The organism is Microbulbifer flavimaris (assembly GCF_001641755.2).
Lineage (GTDB): Bacteria > Pseudomonadota > Gammaproteobacteria > Pseudomonadales > Cellvibrionaceae > Microbulbifer > Microbulbifer flavimaris.
On the sequence record NZ_LRFG02000002.1, the window covers coordinates 46,285 to 68,100 of the forward strand.

Below are 21,816 nucleotides of genomic sequence, written 5' to 3' on the forward strand. Positions count from 1 at the left end.
GGGCGCGGCGGATAGCGCTATCCGGCCACGGATTCTGAACCGACAGCGGCGGAAAGCTTGTCGATCAATGTCCGGATCGGCTGGTATTTCATCTTCATCGAGGCTTTGTTGACGATCAGGCGGCTGCTGATCTGGGCGATGGTATCCCGCGCTTCGAGGCCGTTGGCCTTCAGGGTGTTTCCCGTATCCACGATATCGACGATTTCATCCGCCAGATCCATCAGTGGGGCCAACTCCATGGCGCCGTAGAGCTTGATAATGTCAGCCTGGCGCCCCTGGGCGGCATAGTAGCGCCGGGCGCTCTCGACGAACTTGGTAGCCACCTTGATTCGACCGCGGGGCAGTTCCGCTCCGCGGATACCGGCAGTCATCAGCCGGCAGCGGGCAATACCCAGATCCAGCGGCTCGTAGATGCCGTCGGTGCGATGCTCCAGCAGGGTATCCTTCCCGGCCACCCCCAGGTCAGCAGCGCCGTGCTGGACATAGGTCGGCACATCGGACCCGCGCAACAGCAGCAGCCGCACCCCCTCCTGGTTGGTGGGGAAAATCAGTTTGCGACTGCTGGCAATATCCTCTGCCGGCTCAAGCCCGGCAGCGGCGAGCAACGGCAGGGTTTCCTTGAGGATTCTCCCCTTGGTCAGGGCGATAGTGATCTGCATGGCACTTATATTTTGTTGTCACTTTCACCGCGTGAGCGAGCCACGCGGCGTTTAAAAGCACTGCGGGTGAATTGACGCCAGCCCGCTCAGCCGGGCACCCGGCGGATATTGGCACCCAGCTGCTGGAGCTTCTCTTCGATACACTCGTAGCCGCGGTCGATATGGTAGATCCGGTCCACCACCGTGGTGCCCTCGGCGATCATGCCGGCAATCACCAGGCTGGCGGAAGCCCGCAGATCTGACGCCATCACCGGCGCGCCCTTGAGTTTCTCCACGCCGGTTACAATCGCCGTGTTCCCCTCAAGGGTAATGTTGGCACCCATACGGTTCAGCTCGTGCACCTGGATCAGGCGGTTTTCAAAAATCGTCTCCACCACTGTGCCCTTCCCCTCTGCCACGGCATTCATGGCCATCAACTGGGATTGCATGTCGGTGGGGAAAGCCGGATAGGGTGCTGTGCGAAAGCTCACCGCTTTGGGGCGATTGCCCTTCATATCCAGCTCGATCCAGTCGTCACCAGTACTGAGGTGGGCACCGGCCTCCTCGAACTTGACCAGTACCGCATCGAGGATATCCGCCCGGGTATGGGTCAGGCGGACCTTGCCCCGAGAAGCGGCTGCGGCAGCGAGAAAAGTCCCGGTCTCGATCCGATCGGGCATCACACTGAAAGTGCAGGGGTTCAGCCGTGGCACACCGTGTACCCGCATCGTGTCGGTACCGACGCCTTCAATTTGGGCACCCATGGCAATCAGGAACTCCGCCAGATCGACGATCTCGGGCTCCCGGGCCGCGTTGTGCAGCACGGTGGTCCCCTCCGCCAGCACCGCCGCCATGAGCAGGTTTTCGGTGCCGCCTACGGTGACCTTTTCCATCACGATGTTGGCGCCTTTCAATCGGCCATTGGAGCGAGCGCGAATAAAGCCCTCGTCGATGGTGATCTCTGCCCCCATCGCCTCGAGCCCCTTGAGGTGGATATCCACCGGCCGACTGCCGATTGCGCAGCCTCCCGGGAAAGACACATTGGCCACGCCATGACGGGCCAGCAACGGACCGAGCACCAGAATGGAGGCACGCATGGTCTTTACCAGCTCGTAGGGCGCGGTCAGATCGTTCACTGAACGAGGGTCAATCTCCACACCAAGCTTTTCATCGATGGTGACGTCACACCCCATACACCGCAGCAGGGTGATCATGGTGGTGATGTCATTGAGATGCGGCAGGTTGTGGATATGCACCGGCCCATCCGCCAGCAACGCTGCCGCCAGAATGGGGAGTGCCGCGTTCTTGGCACCGGAAATTTTCAGGGTGCCTGAGGTGGGGCCACTGCCCTCGATAATCAATTTGTCCATGGGCTCGGGGCCTACTGTCCGGCTTCTGCGGGCGTAAGAGTCTGCATCTGCACGGCGTGCAGGGTGCCATCGGCAATCTTGTCGCCGAGCGCACCATAAACCAGCTGCTGTTTCTTCAGGCGGCTAAGTCCTTCGAAGGCCGGGCTGACCACGGTCACCATCAAGTGGCTGCCCTCGAAAGCGACATCGACCTGGCTGTCTGGAACGTGCCCTTCGATCAGGGCTTTGATTTCATCGGGTTGCATAGGCGGGGAATTACAGAGTTGAGTTGCAAAAGAGCGCGGCAGTTTACTGGAAACCGCCAGTCCGCGCAGCCGCACGGACTGGCGCAGCGCTTAGCTGACCTGATCCGCGACCTGATCTGCGGACCAGTTCGCAATCACCTTATCGATATCACCATGGGTCTGCATGGCCTGGGCGAACTGGCTGCGGAAGGTCTTGCCGAGATTCACGCCATTCAGGATGACATTGATCAGCTTCCACTGGCCGGCACGGTTGCGCACGAGGGTATAGGAAACCTTGGTGATACCCTCCTGACTGCGCACCTCCTGAAGCACGTTCACGCGGTTGCTTTTCGGAGTGGAACCCGGGTTGACCACTCGCACATCCATCTCGCCAAAGCTCGCCACGCCCCGGGCAAAAGTGGCCACCAGGTCACGACGGAAGGTGCTGGCAAAGCGGGACTGCTGGGCCGCCGAGGCCTGCTTGGCATAGCGCCCCATCACACCGCGGGCGATGAAATCGAAATCCACCACCGGTTCCAGCACGTTGTCCACGGCACTGTAATAGCGCTGCGGATCAGAATTCAGATACTGTGAGTTGGAGCGAATCACCCCCAACAGACTCTGGGATACACCCTCGATCACGGTGTAAGGGTTTTGGGCCGCGCTCGCTGCCGGCGCCCAGAAAGAAAGGAGCAGCGTGCAGAGAACCCCCTGCAGCCACAGGGCCAGCGGGTTGCGGCCAGTTTCAGAAAGTGCGTTCACAAAGTGTCTCCCATTGGCAAATCGGTCCTTGGACGCAAGCAGCGTCATAAAGTGCCACGATACTGCCGCTTTTTCTGCTTGGATCAGTCCCAGCCAAGCGGCCACGAACTCCGGGAACCGGGTGAGGCTGACAGCGGCGGCGGCAGACTATACCATGGCCGCGCCCGCGGGTGTTGAGGCGCCGATTACACTCGGGCACACCCGCACGTCTCATTTTTCACCTAATTCATTGTTTGAGGGTAGCATGCCGGAAGTATGGCTGGCGGCACTGGCATTGCTTGTCGGATTGGCTGGACTCGTCTGGGCCGCGGACCGTTTTGTCGCCGGCAGCGCTGCACTGGCATTACACCTGGGCCTCTCCAAGCTGGTGATCGGCCTTACCATTGTGTCCCTCGGTACCTCCGCCCCGGAAATCATGGTTGCCGTCAGTGCAGCACAACGCGGCGCAGGAGAGCTGGCCATCGGCAATGCACTGGGCTCCAACCTCGCCAATATCGGCCTGGTTCTCGGGGCAACGGCGTTGATCGCTCCATTGCCGGTGCAGCGGCACCTGCTAGGCCAGGAGATCCCGGCACTCCTGGTCGTCACCGCTCTTGCGGGCTTTGTGCTCCACGATGCCCGCCTCACGGCAGGCGAGGGTCTGTTCCTGATTGCCGTGCTCATGCTGCTCTTATGGATGACTGTGCGCCTGAAAAAGCGCCATCACGGCGCCGAAGAGGAGGGCGTGGAGATTCGCGACTATACCGCAGCCCGGGGATTTCTCTGGTTTGGCATCGGGCTTGCCGCCCTGCTTGCCAGCGCCGAAGTCCTGGTCTGGGGCGCGAGCCACCTGGCCGCAGCGGCCGGCATCAGCCCGCTGATTATAGGTCTCACCGTGATCGCCGTGGGCACCAGCCTGCCTGAGCTGGCTGCCTCTGTGGCAAGCGCGCTTAAAGGCCATTTTGATCTCGCCATCGGGAACGTGGTGGGCTCCAATGTGTTCAATATCCTGGCAGTGATGTCGGTTCCCGGTATTATCGCCCCCCTGGAACTGCAGCCGGCGGTATTCTCACGGGATTACCTGGCAATGCTGGCGATGACCCTGCTACTGGTGAGCGCCATCGCCGCGAGCCTCTGGCGTCGCCCCTGCGGCGCCCGGATCGGGCGCAGACTCGGGGCCACACTGCTGGGGTGCTACGGCGCCTATTACTGGCTGCTGCTGCACAACTGAGCAGCGACTGTCTAATTCCTACAATCTATGAAGGCTGTTTGCAGAGAAGCGCAATGACTCAGGACCTGATCTTACAAGCGGGGCGACGCACCATTCTGATGGAAACCGAGGCCGTCGCCGCACTGGAACACCGTATCAATGGCGACTTCAAGGCCGCCTGCGAGCTGATCCTGCAGTGCCGCGGGCGCGCCATCGTGACCGGCATGGGCAAATCCGGGCATGTTGGCGGCAAGATCGCAGCCACCCTGGCGAGCACGGGAACACCAAGCTTTTTCGTGCACCCGGGAGAAGCCAGCCACGGTGACCTGGGCATGATCACCCGCGAGGACCTGGTAATTGCCATCTCCAACTCCGGCTCCTCCGCCGAGGTCCTCACCCTGCTGCCCCTGCTAAAGCGGCTCGGCATTCCCATGATCAGCATGACCGGAAAGCCGGAGTCACCCCTGGCCCAGGCTGCGGATGTGAACCTCGATATCTCCGTGGAAACTGAGGCCTGCCCACTGAACCTGGCGCCGACCTCCTCCACCACCGTCACCCTGGTCATGGGCGATGCACTGGCGGTGGCGCTACTGGAGGCCCGCGGCTTCACCGCCGAGGATTTCGCCTTCTCCCATCCCGGCGGCGCGCTGGGCCGGCGACTGCTACTGAAGGTCGAGGATGTCATGCACGCCGGCGAAGAACTGCCCCAGGTATCCCCTGAGACCCCGCTGTCCAAGGCCCTGCTCGAAATGACCAGCAAGGGCTTTGGCATGACCACCGTGGTGGACCACAAGGGTACGCTGCTGGGCGTGTTTACCGACGGCGACCTGCGCCGGGTCATCGACCACAAGGTAGAGCTGGATACCGCCACCATGGACGCGGTGATGAGCCGTCGCCCCAAAACCGTCTCCAAAGAGACACTGGCGGCAGAGGCCCTCCGTATCATGGAGGACAACCGCATTACAGCACTGGTGGTGGAAGATGAAGCGCACCACCCCGTGGGCGTACTGCATATGCACGATATACTGCGCGCCGGCGTCATCTGACCAGAGGGAATTCAATCCGTGAGCAGCAAGCACAAAGAACACAAAGACGCAGAAAAAATCGACCAGAAGCTGGCACAGGTGCGCCACCTGGTACTGGATGTGGATGGTGTCCTGACTGACGGCCGCCTCTTCTTCGATAACAGCGGCAACGAGCTGAAAACTTTCAGCACACTGGACGGCCACGGCATCAAGATGCTGCAGAAGTCCGGCGTACAGGTGGCCATTATCACCGGCCGCCGCAGCAGCGTGGTCGAACGCCGGGCGCACGATCTCGGCGTGCACAAGCTGATCCAGGGACGCGAGGACAAGTTCACTGCCCTCAAAGAGCTGTTCGGCGAGGACGGCTACCGGCTCGAGGATATTGCCTATGTGGGTGACGATTACCCCGACCTCCTGGTGATGACGCGGGTCGGCTGTCCCATCTCGGTACCCAACGCAGCGGCGCCGGTGCGCGAGCGAGCCATCTGGGTAACCGAAGCCCGCGGCGGCGAAGGTGCCGTGCGCGAGGTCTGTGATCGCATCATGAAGGCACAGGGCACTTTTGACGCGGCGCTCGCGCCCTACCTGCGTCAAGACTGAGCGGCACCTGAGGAGAAGCTCAATGCGCACCTGGCTGCCACTCGCCATCATCGTCTCCCTCATCAGCCTGGGGCTCTGGTTTTACGAGAGTCCCCCCGAGCAGCTGCTGGGCAAGCGCCCGACCCCGAAGGAATATAACCGGGCGGCAGATCTGGTCATTCGCGAGGCCAAAACCCGCCACTTCAACACCGAGGGCACCCTCGCCTATCGCGTCGACGCTGACAGCATCACTTATTTTCAGTTTGCCCGCCGCGACCGTGCCAACCTGGACAAACCCCGCATCGTTTTTTACCAGGGGGAGTCACCGCGCTGGCGCACAGAATCCCGCAAGGGCGTGGCCCATAACAACGGTCAAAGAGTGGTCCTGCGCGGCGACGTCAATATCTGGGAGCTTCCGGAAACCGACGGAATCCACCTGCAAACCCCGGCGATTACGATCAAGCCGCGACAGGAATACGCCGAGACCGACAAAATTGTTAAGATTACGGCCGGCGCCAACCGCACTGAGGGCCGCGGCCTGCGTGCCTTCCTGAAAAAAGACCGGGTTGAAATCCTCTCTGAGGTACAGAGCATCTATGAAACGCAATAACCTGCTGCGGCCCCTCGCCGCCGTCGCCTTCCTGTTGTTGAGCGCCCAGGCCCTCGCACTCCCGGAAGACCGCAACCAGCCGATCAAGGTGGATGCAGACCACTTCGACGGCAACCGCTCCAAAAACCTGTTCGTCTACAGCGGCAATGTGCAGATCTCCCAGGGCACCCTGCAGATTCGCGCTGACCGGGTTGAAGTGCACGGCACCGCACAGGGAGAGATTCAGAAAGTGGTTGCCACCGGCAAACCTGCCCACTTCCAGCAGCAGGTGCAACAGAGCCAGGCCCCGGTCAAGGCCAAGGCCAGCCGTATCGAGTTCCGGGTCAATGCGGACGAACTCCAGCTGTCCGGGAACGCCCATGTGGATCGCGACGGCAATACCCTGTCCGCCGAAAAAATCGACTACGACCTGAACAGCGAACAGATCGAGGCCCAGGGACAGTCAGGCAATGGCCGCGTGGAAATGATCTGGCAGCCAGAGAAGAAACAGGCGGAACCAAAGCCAGAGGGCCAGCAGGCCCCCTGATACAGCGGCAACGCATCCTGCCCCAACCGCCCACAACGACTGCGGAATAGACTATGCCAAGGCTGAGAGCACTACACCTCGCCAAACAGTACAAGAAAAGAAAGGTGGTCCAGGACGTATCCGTCGAGGTCAGCAGTGGCCAGGTGGTCGGATTGCTCGGCCCCAACGGCGCCGGCAAGACTACCTGTTTCTACATGATTGCAGGCCTGGTACAGGCGGACGCCGGCCAGGTGCTCATCGATGAAGAGGACATCACCCGCCTCTCCATGCACGGTCGGGCCCGCAAGGGCATTGGCTATCTACCCCAAGAAGCCTCCGTCTTCCGTCGCCTGTCGGTGCGGGACAACATCCTCGCCATCCTGCAGACCCGCAAGGACCTGTCCCGCTCGCAGCGGGAAGAAGCCGTGCAGGAACTGCTGCGGGAATTCAATATCACCCATATCGAGGGCAGCCTCGGCATGGCGCTGTCAGGCGGTGAGCGTCGCCGGGTGGAGATCGCCAGGGCACTGGCCACAGATCCTGACTTCGTCTTGCTGGACGAACCCTTCGCCGGGGTCGACCCCATCTCGGTCAACGACATCAAACAGATTATTCGCCACCTGCGCGACCGGGGCATCGGCGTCTTGATTACCGACCACAACGTGCGCGAGACCCTGGATATCTGCGAGAAGGCCTATATCGTCAGCGAGGGGCATATCATCGCCGCGGGCACCCCCGCCGAAGTCCTGGCCAACCAGCAGGTGCGCGAAGTGTATTTGGGACACGAGTTCACCATCTGAACCACCTCCGCGCCCCGTATCACCCGCTTCTCCCCCGGGGCGTAACAGTAATCTCCTCCTGTCGACTTAGCCGGAAAAGTGTCCGCACAGTGGGCACACTTATTGCTTGTAATTCGATCAGACGGGGGGTAGTCTGCTGCGTCGTTCAAGACGATTCATCCGCCGAACGCGTGCACCCCACCGTATGAAGCAGTCGCTGCAGTTAAAACTCGGCACCCAGCTGACCATGACGCCCCAGCTCCAGCAGGCGATCAGGCTGCTGCAGTTGTCGACCCTAGACCTCCAGCAAGAGGTCCAGTCTGCGCTGGACAGCAACCCCATGCTGGAAGTCGAAGCAGAGGATTACGGCGAACGGACCGGCGACTCGGCGGCAGACGACAGCCCCCCGGAAAACGGCACGGCTGAACGGGAACAGGGGGAAGCGACCGCGGCCGCCGAGCCGGAGGGGGAATGGAACTCGGACATCCCGAACGACCTGCCGGTAGATACCCAGTGGGACGATATCTACGGCTCCGGCAGCTACAGCAGTGGCCCCGATACCGAGGAGAGCGGGTTTGAGCAGCGCAGTGCTGCCGGTATCGGCCTCTCCGACAACCTCCTCTGGCAACTCAACCTCACCGGACTGTCCGTCGAAGACAAGCATATCGCCGAGACACTAATCGACGACCTCTCACCCGCCGGCTTCCTGCAGACACCCACCACAGAGCTGGCTGCGACGCTGCAGATTGAGGAAGACGAGCTGGTGGCAGTCCTGAAGACCATCCAGCAGTTCGAACCGGCAGGATGCGGTGCGCGGGACCTGCGCGAGTGCCTGATCCTGCAATTACGACAGCTGCCCCTGGACACTCCCTGGCTGGCCGAAGCAAAACTGGTGATAGAAAAGCACCTCGACCTGCTCGGCAAGCGGGACTTTCGCCAGCTGAGCCGACGCACACGACTCAGCGAAGCGCAGCTGGGGGACGTGGTACGCCTTATCCAGACTTTGACGCCGCACCCGGGGGAAACCTTCGCCACTGAAGAAACCCAGTATGTGGTGCCGGACATCATCGTGAGCCGGCGGGAACACCGCTGGCTGGTGGAACTGAATCCGGAAACCACTCCGCGCCTGCGCATCAACAACAGCTATGCGTCGCTGATCAAGCGCGCGGACAATTCCAGTGACAACACCTACCTGAAGGACAACCTCCAGGAAGCGCGCTGGTTCCTGAAGAGCCTGCAAAGCCGCAACGAGACCTTGCTCAAGGTCGCCACCAGTATCGTGGAAAAGCAGCAGGGCTTTTTCGAGCAGGGCCCCGAGGCCATGAAACCCATGGTGCTGGCGGACATCGCCGAGAGTATCGGCATGCACGAATCCACCATCTCACGCGTGACCACGCAGAAGTTCATGCTCACCCCCCGCGGCGTGTTTGAGCTGAAATATTTCTTTTCCAGCCACGTCAGCACCGATTCCGGCGAGGATGCCTCCTCCACCGCCATTCGGGCACTGATTCGCAAGCTGATCGATGCAGAGCCGCCGCGCAAACCACTGTCCGACAACAAGATCACCCAGGAACTAGACAATCAGGGCATCAAGGTAGCCCGGCGTACCGTCGCCAAATACCGCGAGTCCATGGGCATCCCCTCGTCCAGCGAGCGCAAGCGCCTGGTCTGAGTCGCTTCCCGGCCACGCTCCCCCCCTCTTTCCTGACCGCGTTTTCCCTCCCGGTCACCCCCTTCTGGCGCGCGATCAAACCAGCGTGACAACCGAACGCCGAAGTTTGAGTGTATCCTTCCAATCTGGCGAACTTCCTAGTAGGGTTGCCGCCCTGAAGAGGGGGTAGCGCCTGAAAGCGATGCACTCTTTGAGGAGATTTCCATGCAGATCAATATCAGTGGCCGTCACCTGGATGTAAGCCCAGCCCTTCGCGATTACTGTCTCGAAAAACTGGATAAGCTTGCCCACCACAACGATCTGATTACGAACGCGCAGGTGACCCTGTCCATTGAGAGGGAGATCCAGCGCGCGGAAGCCCTGATGCACGTCAATGGGGCTGAAGTCTTCGCCAACGCCGAGGCCGATGACATGTATGCGGCGATCGACGGTCTGACAGACAAACTCGACCGCCAGCTGTTGAAACATAAAGAGAAGTTGCGCAAGCACCGCTAGCTTATGACATTGGAAGCATTACTCTCTCCCCGCTTGAGCCTCTGCAATCTGGCGGGGAGCAGCAAAAAGAAGTTGCTGCTCAATATTGCCCAGGCCATTGCAGAACAGTACCCACAACTTGACTCCGACACCGTCTTCAACCAGCTGATAGCCCGTGAGCGCCTGGGCTCGACGGGCATTGGTGAGGGTGTCGCAATTCCCCACTGCCGACTGCCAGGTTGCGAGCACCCCATCGGCGTACTCTGTACCACTGAGCCAGCCGTGGATTTCGACGCTGCCGATCGCCAGCCGGTAGATTTGCTGTTCGCGTTACTGGTACCAGAGGACAGCGAGCAGGAGCACCTGGACACTCTGGCCCAGATCGCCGGTCTTTTCAGCGACAGCCGCGTGCGCGACAAGTTGCGCGCAGCGGAAAGCGGCGACGAGCTCTACGCACTGGCCATCAACAGCGCTGCCGCTGCATAATCACCGCAGACCTGAAACAGAGTTCAAAGGCGCGCCCGGTCGGGTCGCCTCTCAATTGCGCTTGTTGACTGAAGGACCTGCATCCATGCGCCTGGTAATAATCAGTGGCCGCTCCGGCTCCGGCAAAAGCTCTGCGCTGCAACTGCTGGAAGATGTCGGCTTCAACTGTATCGATAACCTGCCCGCCAGCCTGCTGCCCGAGCTGGTCAGACGCGTCAGCGATCAGCCGCCTGTGGACAACACACGGCTGGCACTGGGTATTGATGCCCGCAACCTGTGGCAGGACGTGCAACAGGCGCCGCGGGTGATTGAGGAGCTGCGACAGAGCGGCATCCACTGCGACGTGATCTATCTCGACGCGCGCTCCCCGGTGCTGGTGCAGCGTTTCAGCGAAACGCGCCGCAAACACCCGCTCAGCGATAACCGCACCCATCTGCTGGAGGCGCTGAACCGGGAAAAAGAACTGCTGGCCCCCCTGGCCGCCATGGCGGACCTGGTAATCGACACCAGCAGCCTCAGCCTGCACCAGTTGCGGGACCTGGTGAAGACCCGCGTTGTCGGCGAGGAGTCGCCCAGCATGGCGATTCTGTTCCAGTCCTTTGGTTTCAAGCACGGTGTGCCCGTGGACGCGGACCTGGTTTTCGACCTCCGCTGCCTGCCCAACCCCTACTGGGTCGCTGAACTCCGCCACCAGACCGGTCTGGATCCGCAAGTGGTGGAATACCTTCGCTCTCACCAGGAGACCGCTGATATGGAACGGGATATCAGTGGTTTCCTGGAACGCTGGCTGCCCTCGTACCAGAAAAGTAATCGCAGTTACACCTGTGTCGCGGTGGGCTGCACCGGCGGGCGCCATCGCTCCGTCTATATGGTGGAACAGTTGGCCGAGCACTTTGCCCAACGCTTCGACAACGTCCAGACCCGCCATCGCGAGCAGCAGAAATAGATCCGGCGGGGAGAAAGACCATGCAGAAAAGCCGACTGGAAATCATCAACAAGCTTGGCTTGCACGCCCGCGCGGCGAGCAAGTTCGCGCAGACCTCCGCCCGCTATTCCGCCGATGTGCGCGTGCACTGCCAGGGCAAGTGTGTTGACGGCAAGAGCGTGATGGCACTGATGCTGCTGGCCGCAGGCAAGGGCTGCGAGCTCGAGCTCGAAGTGAGTGGCAGCGATGAGGAAGCCGCTCTCGAGGCCATTACCGCACTGATCGCCGACCGCTTCGGCGAAGGAGAATAAACAGAACCCGGCAACCCGCCCCGCCCCTGGCTGGCGGGTGACCGCTGATCCGCATAAAATCCCGCTCTCCGCAGCCCCCTGAAGCGCGCTGCCAAACAACCCCGCAGTCGAGGATAAGCCGTGTCGAATCCCCCTTCCGCCGAGATCAACTTCCGCGCACAGAGCCAGCTCGGTGAGCTCTTCGCTGCGCTGGACAGTGGTACCGGTCGGGAAGTGCAGCGAATGCTCGCCACCCTGAGCCCCCAGAGTATCGCGCAATTGCTGGAGAGTTCACCGCCGCGGATCCGCCATGTCCTGTGGACACTGATCGACAAGGAAATCGAAGGGGACGTCCTGCAGGAACTCTCCTACGACGTCCAGAGCCAGATCCTCGCCACCATGGACACCGAGGAGATGGTGGCGGTGATGGAAGGTCTCGACGCCGACGATGTCGCCGACATCCTGCAGCAACTGCCGGAGCGGGTCATGGCTGAGGTCCTCTCCGCCATGAGCGAGACGGATCGACAGCGGGTCGAAAGTGTGCTGGCGTACGACGAAGAGACCGCCGGTGGCCTGATGGACACCGACACCATTTCCGTGCGGCCGAACCTGACCCTGGATGTGGTCCTGCGCTACCTGCGTCGCCACGAGCAGCTTCCCGAGTCCACCGACAACCTGTTCGTGATCAATCGCCGCGGCCAGTACATCGGCCAGTTGCCGTTGTCCCGACTGCTCACTACCGATCCCTCCGTCACCGTGCGGGAGGTAATGAGCACTGACGTGGAGCCTATCCCGGCCGATATGCCAGACACCGAGGTGGCTCGACTCTTTGCCAAGTACGACTGGATTACCGCCCCGGTAGTCGACGATATGAACCGGCTCCTCGGCCGCATTACCATCGACGACGTGGTCGACGTGATCCGGGAGGACGCCGATCACTCCCTGATGAGCCTGGCGGGCCTGGACGAGGAAGAGGATACCTTCGCCACCGTGCGAAGAACCGCCCCCCGGCGGGCCGTATGGCTGGGTATCAACCTGCTCACCGCCCTGCTCGCGTCCTGGGTCATCAACCTGTTTCAGGACACCATCGATAAGGTCGTGGCGCTGGCAGTGCTGATGCCGATCGTCGCCAGTATGGGAGGAGTCGCCGGCAGCCAGACACTCACCGTGGTGATTCGTGGCATGGCCCTCGGCCAGATCGGTCGCAGTAACCTCAACTGGCTGCTCTCCCGTGAGCTGGGCTCGGCGGTACTCAATGCGATGCTGTGGGCCGTGGTCATCGGGTTGATCGCCGGCTTCTGGTTCGACGACTCCCGTATCGCGCTGATTATCCTGGTGGCGATGGTCATCAACCTCATCACCGCCGCGCTGGCCGGGGCTATCCTGCCAGTGGCGTTGCGCGCGATGCGTATTGATCCTGCACTCGCTGGCGGTGTGGCACTGACCACAGTCACCGACGTGGTCGGTTTCATGGCCTTTCTCGGCCTCGCCACCCTCTACTACGGCTAGTGTGCCAACTCCTGAAAGACTGAAGATATGCACGACCACGAAGAATTCGACGACGAGCTGCCGAAAAGCAAGACCCAGATGAAGCAGGAAATGCACGAGCTGCAGGAGCTGGGACGGCAACTGACCGAGCTAGGGCCGGCGCAATTGGCAGAAGTCCCGCTGGATGACGACCTGCGCGAGGCCATCGATACCCTGCATCGCATCAAGTCCAATGAAGCGCGCCGCCGGCAGATGCAGTACATCGGCAAGCTGATGCGCTCCGCGGATGGCGAGGCGATTGGGGAGGTGCTGCACCGGTTCAAGGAGCGTGACCAGCAACACCTGCGCTTCGATCGTATGGCGGAGGAATGGCGGCGGCGCCTGCTTGAAGAGGGGAAAGAAGCACAGAGTGACTTTTTCGAGCACTACCCGCAGGCGGACCACCAGCACCTGCGGCAGCTGGTGCGCGATTCCAGCCGGGAAATCCAGAAGCAGAAGCCGCCAACCCAGCAGCGCAAGCTGTTCCGCTACCTGCGGGATCTGTTTATGGAGGTGGGGTGATCGCGTAAAGAGCGCGTGCGAGTCGCGCTTGGTTTGGGCGATTGGCAACCCCGTAATTAAAAAAAAAAGCGGCACCACCATCGGTAGCGCCGCTTTTTTTATTGTGAAGAAATCACGACTCTTCGGCGCTGGTCTCTGCCTGCCACTCGAACAGGTTCAGTTCGATGAAGAAGAAGGCCACCAGCCACAGGAAGGCGTCCCAGAAATCCAGGAAGCTGCCATTGATGCCCCAGTAAATGGCACAAAGCAACAGTGTGAAGTAGAGCAGGCCCTTGATGACCTGGGAATAACGCATAACGGCGTCAGACAGCTGGTGGCGCAACTGCAGCCACACATCGAAGGCCAGGATGGCCACCACCAGCAGCCAGGCGCCAGCGTTGATCACATCGGTCCAGGCCAGCCATTTGATGTCGCTCCAGGTCTCGACGCTGCCGAGCACCTGTGCATCGGCCAGGCGCAGCACCTGTGTGTCTGCCAGGGCCGCACAGCTCTCGGCCGTCAGTGGCACATAATCATCCTGCCCCACCACCAGGAGCCAGTCGCCGCGTCCCGCCAGCTCACAGGCGGACTGAGTGACCGGCAACAGGTTGGTAAGCGAAGCCATCTCCGCCACATAGCCGTAGAAGGAGTAGACGATAAACACGTAACAGAAGGCGGAAGTGCCGTTCAGTGCCCACTTCACCCAGCCGCGGATTTTCTCGTCCGGCAGAACGAACGTCTCCAGCTCGAACACCAGCAACAACAGTACCCAGGCCAGCGTATCGATGGAATCGTTGTAGGCTTCGATCACCCGGCCGAACTGCACGCCGTCAGCGAAAACTGCACCGGCTGCGGCATGATTTTCGACAAAAAAGGCGTAAACGTTGTAGGCGAGTAAAAGGTATACCGTGTATTTGAATACCCGGAACAGGGCGTAGCGGTTGACGCGGGAACCTGCCAAAGTGGCCACCTCGGACATCTGCTCAGACCTCGATTATTGATTATTTTTCGGGGTGAATACACGCGATTCGATAGCCGCGCGCGCCGCAAAAGCGCTTCCACCAACTAGCGATCGTCTGTCGGTCGAATCAACGGTCGCGTCCTACAATATCGAACAATTATTCGGTTTTTGCAACCGCGGGGACGAAATCCAGGGCCAGAGAGTTGAGGCAGTAGCGCAGCCCTGTGGGCGCGGGACCGTCCTTGAAGACATGCCCCAGGTGCTCACCGCATGCCGACAGCACCTCGGTGCGCTTCATCCCCCAGCTGTAGTCTGTTTTCAGGACCACATTCTCCGGATGTGCGACCTCCCAGAAGCTGGGCCAGCCGGTACCGGACTCAAACTTGTGCTCGGAACTGAACACCGGCAGTCGACAGCCCGCGGTCACATAGGTGCCCTCGGCCTCATTCTTCAACCATTTGCCGGTAAACGCCCGCTCCGTCTTCTTTTCCCACAACACCGCGTACTGGTCGTCCGGTAGAATCTGCTCCCAGACAGCATTCGGAATCGCGGACAGGTTGCTGCCCGCCTCGATATTCGCGCGGGCCTCAGCCACGGTCATCTCTTCATTGGTGGCGCGCTTTTCATCCGCCTCGGTGCAGGCCGGAAGGCCGATGACCATCGCCAGTAAACCGGTTCCCAACAGACGCTTGTGCATTGCTCCTCTCCTCTCTGTGCAGACCCCAAAGTCCTACACGTTTAGTCGGAGATACGGCGTTTACATTACAGCGGACCGCTTTTCGCCGACTTCTTCACTGGCCCCCGAGGCGCGCCTGGCATTGACGTTCACCGCTTCCGTCGGCCCGCGTTCTCGCTGCAAGCGCCCCTGCTGCTCTGCCTCACTGCCCTGCCGTGTTGCGCCGTCACCATCGAAAAGCTTGTCAAACCGCACTTCCGGCTCGGTCCAGTCTCCGCTGATACGATAACTGACACTGGCGACGCTATTTACCTGCTTTTTGAACGCCTTACTGATCAGGTAAACACCAGCTGCTGCCGGCAGGCCACCGGCCAGCGCTGCAATCAGGGCGAGATTGTTCCCCACCGGCAGCGTTGCCACCAGAGTGAGGTCGAGGTTTTCCCGCTCCAGGTTGACCCGGCCGGCCATCTGCAGCTCGCTGGTAGGTCCCTCCACCTGGATGGGCACCGCGATCAGTAATTCCCCGTCCCCCTCGAAAAACACCTCTCCGCGCACCTGATCGAAAGCCATACCGCTCTGGTACAGGTCAGAGAAATCCAGACGCAGGCGACGCGCCCAGGTATCAAAGTTGAACAGGGACAACAGGCGCAGCAACGCGGAACCGGCGCTGTCCGTGGCGCGCAGGAAGCGCCCATCGCGAATATCGATCTTCAGGTCACCGGTCAGCTGCCGGGGCGTCAGCTGCAGGGGGGAGCCGTCCCAGCGCAGGGCGGTATCGAAGGTGGCCGACTGGCTCTCGATCAGAGGCTCCTGACCCGAGGCCCGCTGGACATCGGCCAGGTTGTCTGCGCTCAGGCGGCCGATGAACTGAGAAGACTCGCGGCCATCGGCATCGCGCATCCACATCAGCTGCGCCCCGAGCCGGTTGGGACCCTCGCCGCGCCCCTCGACGCGCACGCCGCGTGCGGCGCCGATGATATCGCTGACGACGAGGCGCTCCGCAGAGGGGCGCACCCTGAATGACCAGCGACCATAGTCCTCGTCACCAAACCAGAGGCTGTCGGTACTGAAGTCCATATGCGGGAGCTGGGAGAAATCGAAGCCGGCCAGGGGATCGCGCTTGCCGCCGGCAGCCATTGACTGCTTTGAGTCCTCGCCATTGTTATCCGTCTCGCTGCCAGACACCACTTGCTGCTCGTCTGGCTGCCCCTGCTCGCCTTCATCGGACCCGGGCAAGCGCAGGTGCTCGAGCTCCACTTCCATCGGCGTTTCCGCCCCGAGCACGCCGCTCAGCTGGCCGGTGGCCATCTCGCTGTCAAAGCTCAGTTGCCAGTCGGCCCCCAGACCCCGCCCGCGGACGTGAATGTGCTCCACAGTCGCCGCACCGAGCATCAGTCGATCGGTACTCAGGTCGAGGCGTACCGGCAGGGGATTCTGGTCTGCAGACGCGGCAGCGCCCTCATGGCCGGTTTCGCTGTCCGCGCTGTAGACTTCGAGCAGCTCGCGCCAGCGGGGAAAATCGATACTGGAGAGGTGACCGGTCACGTTGAGCCCGCGCTCGGACGGTAAGGCCGCCTCTGCATTGAGTGCAATCGCGCCACGGTCCAGTGCGCCGCCCACCTGCCAGAATTGTCCTTTCAGGTGCTCACCGTAATTGAGGTGATAGAGGTTACCATCCGCCCCGATCGGGATTCGAAGGACAAACTCCGAACGCTGTTGGGCCGGCTTTCCCAGGGGGCTGGGCAGGTTGACCGCGACCCCCGCCAGATCGGAGGTCAACTGAACAACGGCCGAATACGGCAGCTCCCGCGCCGCGGCGGGAATCGTTACCAGCGCCCGGTACTCGAAGTCGCCGTTCATCCAGCCAAGCTCCGGCCGACCGCTCCACTGCCGAACGCTGTCGGTCGCCGCGTCGCCGCGGATCACCACCTGGGTATCCTGCAGGCCACCCTCTTCGGGGTGGGTAATCTCGGCGCGGAGATCACGGCCCCACAGCTGCCCCTGGAAGGCACTGCCGGCCAAGCCGGTGTCGCTGTCGTAGCGAACCTCCCCATCGAGGCGCCGAACCTGGAGATCGAGATGCTCCATCAACAGGTCTGCCTGCTGCAACTCGACCTGCACAGTCTGGCGCGGCGTCAGCGCGGCACCGCCGAGCGGTTGCTGCAGCGTAATGCTGCCGGCAATGGAGCCGTCAAGACGCCAATGATCGAAAGCCGTGCCCACCCGGTCCCTCAGCGGGGTTTCCCGCAGCAGCCGCAAGCCATCGGCAGCGGAACCACTGGCCAGGGCGCGGACACCGAGCATGGCACCCTCCCCGGACGGATCCGGACTGATGCCAACCTCGATATCCCGGGCCGCGAGATCCCACAAACGTGCACTGGGGGCAGTTACCAGGGTGTGGCGGTCGTCAATTTTCAGGTGTGCATCGATCTGTCGCGCACGGGGCCAGTCACTGGCGAACAGCAGATCGGCTTCACGGATGTCTGCAGCGAGCTGTAACGTCTGCCGCTCTGGATGCTCCCCGAGGGCTAAAAGAGCCCTGTTTTCGCCCTCTTTGTAGGCGTAACCACGGTAAATAAATCCAGCCCGGGTCACGCGACCGGGATTTTCCTTGCCAACCGCCCGCCGCAGCCAGTCCCGCAGTTCATCACTGGCAGTGAAGGGTACCAGTAACCGCTGCGCGGTAACCGGCGCATCCTGAAGCCCCAGTGCCAGCGTGAGCGCCGCTGCCCGACTGTGCGGCTTGAATGGCAGCTCCAGCAGGAACTGGCCATCGATTTTCCCGAGACTGCCTCGCAGCGCGAGCGGACCGGAGTAGACCTGCACGGAGTTGTTGTCGCGATCTACCGCCCAGGCCAGGGTGCCGCGAGCCCCATCGAGGGTAAAAGGCTGCTCATAGAGCTTGGGGAAGTGGAGCGTAAAGCCCTCGGACACATCCAGCTCCACAATGCCACGACCACCGCGCAGTTGCAGATAACCGTCAAGCTGCTGCACTGCCGGGGCCCCCTTGTGGGCGGCGGCACTGATGTCATGCAGTTCCGCAGCAAGAGCCACCTGCCCGTCCCCGCCACGTGAGAATTGCAGGCCCTGCAGGCGACCGGACGGGCTGAGCGCTTGCAGCCACTCATCAGCGGGACCACGCAACAGCTCCATCCTGCTCAGGATTCCGCTCCAGGTGGCAAGATCGATGGTATCCACAGCGAGCCTGAAACCTTCGCTGGCACTGCCCCGCGCCTGGAGGTTAAAAGTGGGGACCGCCAGATCACGCCAACCGATCTGCACCTCCTGCAGAGCCAGACGCCAGCTGTCCCCCGGGAGCCACTCCCCGGACAGGTCGCCTGAGACCGAGGAAAGCGGTGCCAGGGCTGCCCCGGGGGCATCGGCGGTCGAAGGATCTGCAGACTCCGCGACGGCTTGCCCCTGGTCACTCTGCGCCAGGTCCAGGTGCCCCCGAAGCTGGTAAGCACTGCTGCTACCATCCAGCCACAGGCTGCCGCGGGCCAGCTTCGGGCCACGCCAATGGTAGTGATCTGGCAGCGGGGTAAGCTGTTGCAACAGGTCGACAACATCGGCATCGACCAGCAGTTCATTCAGCTGCAGGTAGCCGCGCAAGTGGAAATTCTCGCTGTCGCGCGCGTCCCCTCGCCCCTCCAGGATCAGGCGCAGGGTCTCCCGTTCACCGGAGCCCTCCAGGTTATTGTCAGTGTCGGCTGAAGCGCCGGAACGGCTGATAAAGGCTTTTCCGATCAGGCGGTGGAAATCGCCACTGTTCTCCAGCAACACTTGCGGCAGTTGGAGCTGTGCCAGCTGGCCATCATCAAGCCGTATCGAAAAGCTGGCATCGCGAATATGAATCTTGGGTCCGAGCCGAAACAGGCGCGCCGGATCCCCCATTTGCTGGGGCATGGCACTGTCACCGGCCGGCATGGCCGAATCGGGGAAGCCGTCCAGTTGCCAGCGGCCACGGGCATCGCGGTGAGCACCCGCTTTGAAATCGTGTACCTGCAGGTTCTTCCACACCAGGTCACGGTTCCAGAGGCTCGCCAGCAGGTCGAGATGGAACAGGCCGTAGCCCATCTGCATCTCACCGTCCTGGCCGAGACGCAACCCCTCCAGCTGCAACGCCACCTCGAGCGCCTGCCAGCGCAGCGACAGTCGCTCTACCTGCACCGGCACACCGAGACGGGCGGAGAACCAGGCACTGATCTGCGGCCGGAACTCCTGCACATGGGGTGAGAGCATGCGACCGGTCTGCACCAGAATCGCGAGGCAGATCACCACCGTAATCACCAGCAGCCAAAACTTGCGCGCCAGCCAGCGCACCGCGAGCAGCAACCCGGCCATCACCGGCGAGCCTCCAGTCCACGCACACGCGTACTCGCGCTGTACCGGGCAGCGCGGAGGCATCGATCAGCGGGGCAGCGATCAGACCAGAACAATATCGTACTGCTCCTGGTTGTAGATGGGCTCCACCTGGAACTGGATGGGGCGCCCGATGAATTCTTCCAGGTCGGCGACGTTGGCGGACTCCTCGTCCAGCAGCAGATCAATCACCACCTGGCTGGCGAGCACCATAATCTTCTCACTGTCGTAGGCGCGCGCCTCGCGGATGATCTCACGGAATATCTCGTAGCAGACAGTCTCGGCACTTTTCAGCGAACCGCGACCACCGCAGACCGGACAGGGCTCGCAGAGGATCTGCCCCAGTGACTCACGGGTGCGCTTGCGGGTCATCTCCACCAGCCCGAGCTCGGAGACGCCGGTAATGCTGGTCTTGGCGTGGTCCCGCTCGAGGGTCTTTTCCAGCGTGCGCAGCACCTGACGGCGGTGCTCCGGATCCTTCATGTCGATGAAATCGATGATGATGATGCCGCCCAGATTGCGCAGCCGCAGCTGGCGGGCAATGGCAGTCGCAGCCTCGAGATTGGTCTTGAAGATCGTCTCTTCGAGGTTCCTGTGACCGACAAACGCACCGGTGTTCACGTCGATGGTGCTCATGGCCTCGGTCTGTTCGACGATCAGGTAACCGCCAGACTTGAGCGTGACCTTGTTGTGCAGGGCCTTGCGGATCTCCTCCTCTACCCCGTAAAGATCAAACAATGGCCGCTCGCCGGGATAGTGCTCCAAGCGGTCGGCGATCTCCGGAGCGTATTTGCTGGAAAACTCCGCCGCGCGCCCGTGGGCCTCGCGGGAGTCGATACGAATTTTCTCTGTGTAGGGCCGTGCCAGGTCGCGCAGGGCGCGCATAAAAAGTGGCAGGTCCTCATAGATGACCGACGGCTGCGGCCGGCTGCGGATACGCTGCTCCAGCTCGTGCCAGAGCTTGTACAGAAACGGGATATCCCGCAGCAGTTCTTCCTCGCTCACCCCCTCGGCCACGGTGCGCAGGATAAAGCCGCCGTCGCCCTTCTGGCCCTCTTCCGCCAGCTTGGCACTGGCCTGGTCCACCAGTTCCCGCAGGCGCTCACGCTCGCCCTCGTCCTCGATGCGGTTGGAGATGCCGATATGACGGGTCTGGGGCATGTACACCAGGTAGCGGGCGGACACGGACAGGTGCGTGGTCAGCCGCGCGCCTTTACTGCTGATGGGGTCCTTGACCACCTGCACCACCAGTGACTGGCCCTCGCGCACCAGGGCGCGGATATCCGCCACCTCGGACTCCCGGGACTCCATGCCGTCCTCGTCCAGCGGAGCGATATCGGAAGCGTGGATAAAGCCGGCCCGTTCCAGGCCGATATCGACGAATGCCGCCTGCATCCCGGGCAGGACACGCACGACCTTGCCCTTGTAAATGTTACCGACGATGCCCCGGCGCGCGCTGCGCTCCAGGTAGACTTCCTGCAGGACACCGTTCTCCACCAGCGCCACCCGGGTCTCCGTCGGCGCCACATTGATCAACAGCTCTTCGCTCACTGGTTTCCCTCCCACTGCCAGTAAGGGATACCCGCTTCCTCGAGCATCGGTACCAGAGTCTCCAGAGGCAGGCCGACCACATTGCTGTAGCTGCCACTGACAGAGGCAACCAGCGCCGCGCCGAGCCCCTGGATACCGTAGCCTCCCGCTTTGTCCCGCGGTTCCCCGGTGCGCCAGTAGGCCTCGATCTGGGCCGGCGCCAGCTGACGGAAGCGAACGCGTGTTTCCACCGTCTGGCCGAGGTGGCAGTCGTTGCCGGCCAGGCAGACTGCCGTCAGCACGGAATGCTCGCTCCCAGAGAGTGCAGACATCATGGAGGAAAAATCATCGAAATCACGGGGCTTTTCCAGCACCCGATCTCCGGCCAGTACCAGGGTGTCAGACCCGAGGGACCAGTCTGGATGCGGCGGCGGGGTACCTTTCCGCAGGGCCAATCCGGCCACCGCTTTCTCCCGGGCCAGGCGGGCCACGTAGGCCTCCGGAGCCTCTCCGGGCAACCGCTCCTCGAGCACCGCTGTGGAGCGCTGTACGAAGCGCACACCAATCTGCGCCAGCAGCTGGGCGCGGCGCGGGGAGCCGGAGGCGAGCAGGAGAGGTTTGTCGGCGGCGGTATTCGGCACTGCAATCTTTATTGTTGGTGGATCAGCGTCGGATTATAGCGGTATCGGTCGAAAAATGATCGCCCCTTTACCGGACTTAACCCAAAATGT

General features: G+C 61.8%; 22 protein-coding genes. 13 read left to right on the forward strand and 9 right to left on the reverse strand.

The annotated features are described in order from the left end of the window. Nucleotides 1–17: 17 nt before the first annotated feature. The 4 genes from hisG to AWR36_RS05055 all read right to left on the reverse strand — a co-directional run bounded on the left by hisG (nt 18) and on the right by AWR36_RS05055 (nt 2,994). Entirely contained in the window at nt 18–659 is a 642-nt protein-coding gene (gene hisG, locus AWR36_RS05040) for an ATP phosphoribosyltransferase (protein WP_067082048.1), read from the reverse strand. Nucleotides 660–745: 86 nt separating this feature from the next. Next, a complete protein-coding gene (gene murA / locus AWR36_RS05045; protein ID WP_067082051.1) occupies nt 746–2,008 on the reverse strand; it encodes a UDP-N-acetylglucosamine 1-carboxyvinyltransferase in 1,263 nt (420 codons plus the stop codon). Nucleotides 2,009–2,019: 11 nt separating this feature from the next. Next, complete coding sequence (locus AWR36_RS05050) at nt 2,020–2,253, reverse strand: BolA family protein (protein WP_067082053.1); 234 nt, start codon at nt 2,251–2,253, stop codon at nt 2,020–2,022. Between the two features lie 90 nt (nt 2,254–2,343). Continuing rightward, on the reverse strand, nt 2,344–2,994 hold the full coding sequence (locus AWR36_RS05055; RefSeq protein ID WP_067083908.1) for an MlaC/ttg2D family ABC transporter substrate-binding protein: 651 nt from the start codon (nt 2,992–2,994) through the stop codon (nt 2,344–2,346). A 244-nt stretch (nt 2,995–3,238) separates the two neighbouring features. Between AWR36_RS05055 and AWR36_RS05060 the strand changes: the two genes are divergently transcribed. The 13 genes from AWR36_RS05060 (at nt 3,239) to yjgA (ending at nt 13,577) form a co-directional block, all read left to right on the forward strand. Then, the gene (locus tag AWR36_RS05060) at nt 3,239–4,204 is read left to right on the forward strand and encodes a calcium/sodium antiporter (RefSeq protein ID WP_197409239.1); all 966 of its coding nucleotides are present in this window, start codon (nt 3,239–3,241) and stop codon (nt 4,202–4,204) included. 53 nt (nt 4,205–4,257) lie between these two features. Beyond that, nucleotides 4,258–5,229 (forward strand): KpsF/GutQ family sugar-phosphate isomerase, encoded by a 972-nt coding sequence (locus tag AWR36_RS05065; RefSeq protein WP_067082056.1) that lies wholly within the window; start codon nt 4,258–4,260, stop codon nt 5,227–5,229. Between the two features lie 18 nt (nt 5,230–5,247). Next, nucleotides 5,248–5,808, forward strand: a complete 561-nt coding sequence (locus AWR36_RS05070; RefSeq protein WP_082679412.1) for a KdsC family phosphatase — start codon at nt 5,248–5,250, stop codon at nt 5,806–5,808. A gap of 22 nt (nt 5,809–5,830) precedes the next feature. Then, nucleotides 5,831–6,397, forward strand: a complete 567-nt coding sequence (gene lptC / locus AWR36_RS05075; RefSeq protein ID WP_067082059.1) for an LPS export ABC transporter periplasmic protein LptC — start codon at nt 5,831–5,833, stop codon at nt 6,395–6,397. Further along, entirely contained in the window at nt 6,384–6,923 is a 540-nt protein-coding gene (gene lptA / locus AWR36_RS05080; RefSeq protein WP_067082061.1) for a lipopolysaccharide transport periplasmic protein LptA, read from the forward strand. Before lptC ends, lptA begins: the two co-directional genes overlap by 14 nt. Nucleotides 6,924–6,976: 53 nt before the next feature. Then, nucleotides 6,977–7,702: an LPS export ABC transporter ATP-binding protein gene (lptB, locus tag AWR36_RS05085; RefSeq protein WP_067082064.1), complete on the forward strand. Its 726-nt coding sequence runs from the start codon at nt 6,977–6,979 to the stop codon at nt 7,700–7,702. Between the two features lie 184 nt (nt 7,703–7,886). Beyond that, nucleotides 7,887–9,353 (forward strand): RNA polymerase factor sigma-54, encoded by a 1,467-nt coding sequence (locus AWR36_RS05090; RefSeq protein ID WP_067082067.1) that lies wholly within the window; start codon nt 7,887–7,889, stop codon nt 9,351–9,353. Between the two features lie 204 nt (nt 9,354–9,557). Beyond that, nucleotides 9,558–9,848, forward strand: coding sequence for a ribosome hibernation-promoting factor, HPF/YfiA family (hpf, locus tag AWR36_RS05095; RefSeq protein WP_067082070.1), 291 nt, complete (start codon nt 9,558–9,560; stop codon nt 9,846–9,848). A gap of 3 nt (nt 9,849–9,851) precedes the next feature. Continuing rightward, entirely contained in the window at nt 9,852–10,313 is a 462-nt protein-coding gene (ptsN, locus tag AWR36_RS05100; RefSeq protein ID WP_067082073.1) for a PTS IIA-like nitrogen regulatory protein PtsN, read from the forward strand. Nucleotides 10,314–10,398: 85 nt separating this feature from the next. Further along, entirely contained in the window at nt 10,399–11,259 is an 861-nt protein-coding gene (gene rapZ, locus AWR36_RS05105; RefSeq protein WP_067082076.1) for an RNase adapter RapZ, read from the forward strand. 20 nt (nt 11,260–11,279) lie between these two features. Beyond that, a complete protein-coding gene (locus AWR36_RS05110; protein ID WP_067082078.1) occupies nt 11,280–11,549 on the forward strand; it encodes an HPr family phosphocarrier protein in 270 nt (89 codons plus the stop codon). A 120-nt stretch (nt 11,550–11,669) separates the two neighbouring features. Then, on the forward strand, nt 11,670–13,037 hold the full coding sequence (mgtE, locus tag AWR36_RS05115; RefSeq protein WP_082679413.1) for a magnesium transporter: 1,368 nt from the start codon (nt 11,670–11,672) through the stop codon (nt 13,035–13,037). A 27-nt stretch (nt 13,038–13,064) separates the two neighbouring features. Beyond that, nucleotides 13,065–13,577: a ribosome biogenesis factor YjgA gene (gene yjgA, locus AWR36_RS05120; protein ID WP_067082081.1), complete on the forward strand. Its 513-nt coding sequence runs from the start codon at nt 13,065–13,067 to the stop codon at nt 13,575–13,577. A gap of 112 nt (nt 13,578–13,689) precedes the next feature. Here the strand turns inward: yjgA and AWR36_RS05125 are convergent, their stop codons facing one another. The 5 genes from AWR36_RS05125 to AWR36_RS05145 all read right to left on the reverse strand — a co-directional run bounded on the left by AWR36_RS05125 (nt 13,690) and on the right by AWR36_RS05145 (nt 21,726). Then, nucleotides 13,690–14,535, reverse strand: a complete 846-nt coding sequence (locus tag AWR36_RS05125; RefSeq protein WP_067082084.1) for a hypothetical protein — start codon at nt 14,533–14,535, stop codon at nt 13,690–13,692. Between the two features lie 139 nt (nt 14,536–14,674). Continuing rightward, nucleotides 14,675–15,214 carry a peptide-methionine (R)-S-oxide reductase MsrB gene (gene msrB / locus AWR36_RS05130; protein WP_067104527.1) on the reverse strand — a complete coding sequence of 180 codons (540 nt, stop codon included), beginning with the start codon at nt 15,212–15,214 and terminating at the stop codon, nt 14,675–14,677. Nucleotides 15,215–15,274: 60 nt separating this feature from the next. After that, a complete protein-coding gene (locus AWR36_RS05135) occupies nt 15,275–19,537 on the reverse strand; it encodes a YhdP family protein (protein ID WP_067104529.1) in 4,263 nt (1,420 codons plus the stop codon). Nucleotides 19,538–19,618: 81 nt separating this feature from the next. After that, the gene (rng, locus tag AWR36_RS05140; RefSeq protein ID WP_067082087.1) at nt 19,619–21,106 is read right to left on the reverse strand and encodes a ribonuclease G; all 1,488 of its coding nucleotides are present in this window, start codon (nt 21,104–21,106) and stop codon (nt 19,619–19,621) included. Then, nucleotides 21,103–21,726, reverse strand: a complete 624-nt coding sequence (locus AWR36_RS05145) for a Maf family protein (protein WP_067082090.1) — start codon at nt 21,724–21,726, stop codon at nt 21,103–21,105. Before AWR36_RS05145 ends, rng begins: the two co-directional genes overlap by 4 nt. Nucleotides 21,727–21,816 lie beyond the last annotated feature (90 nt).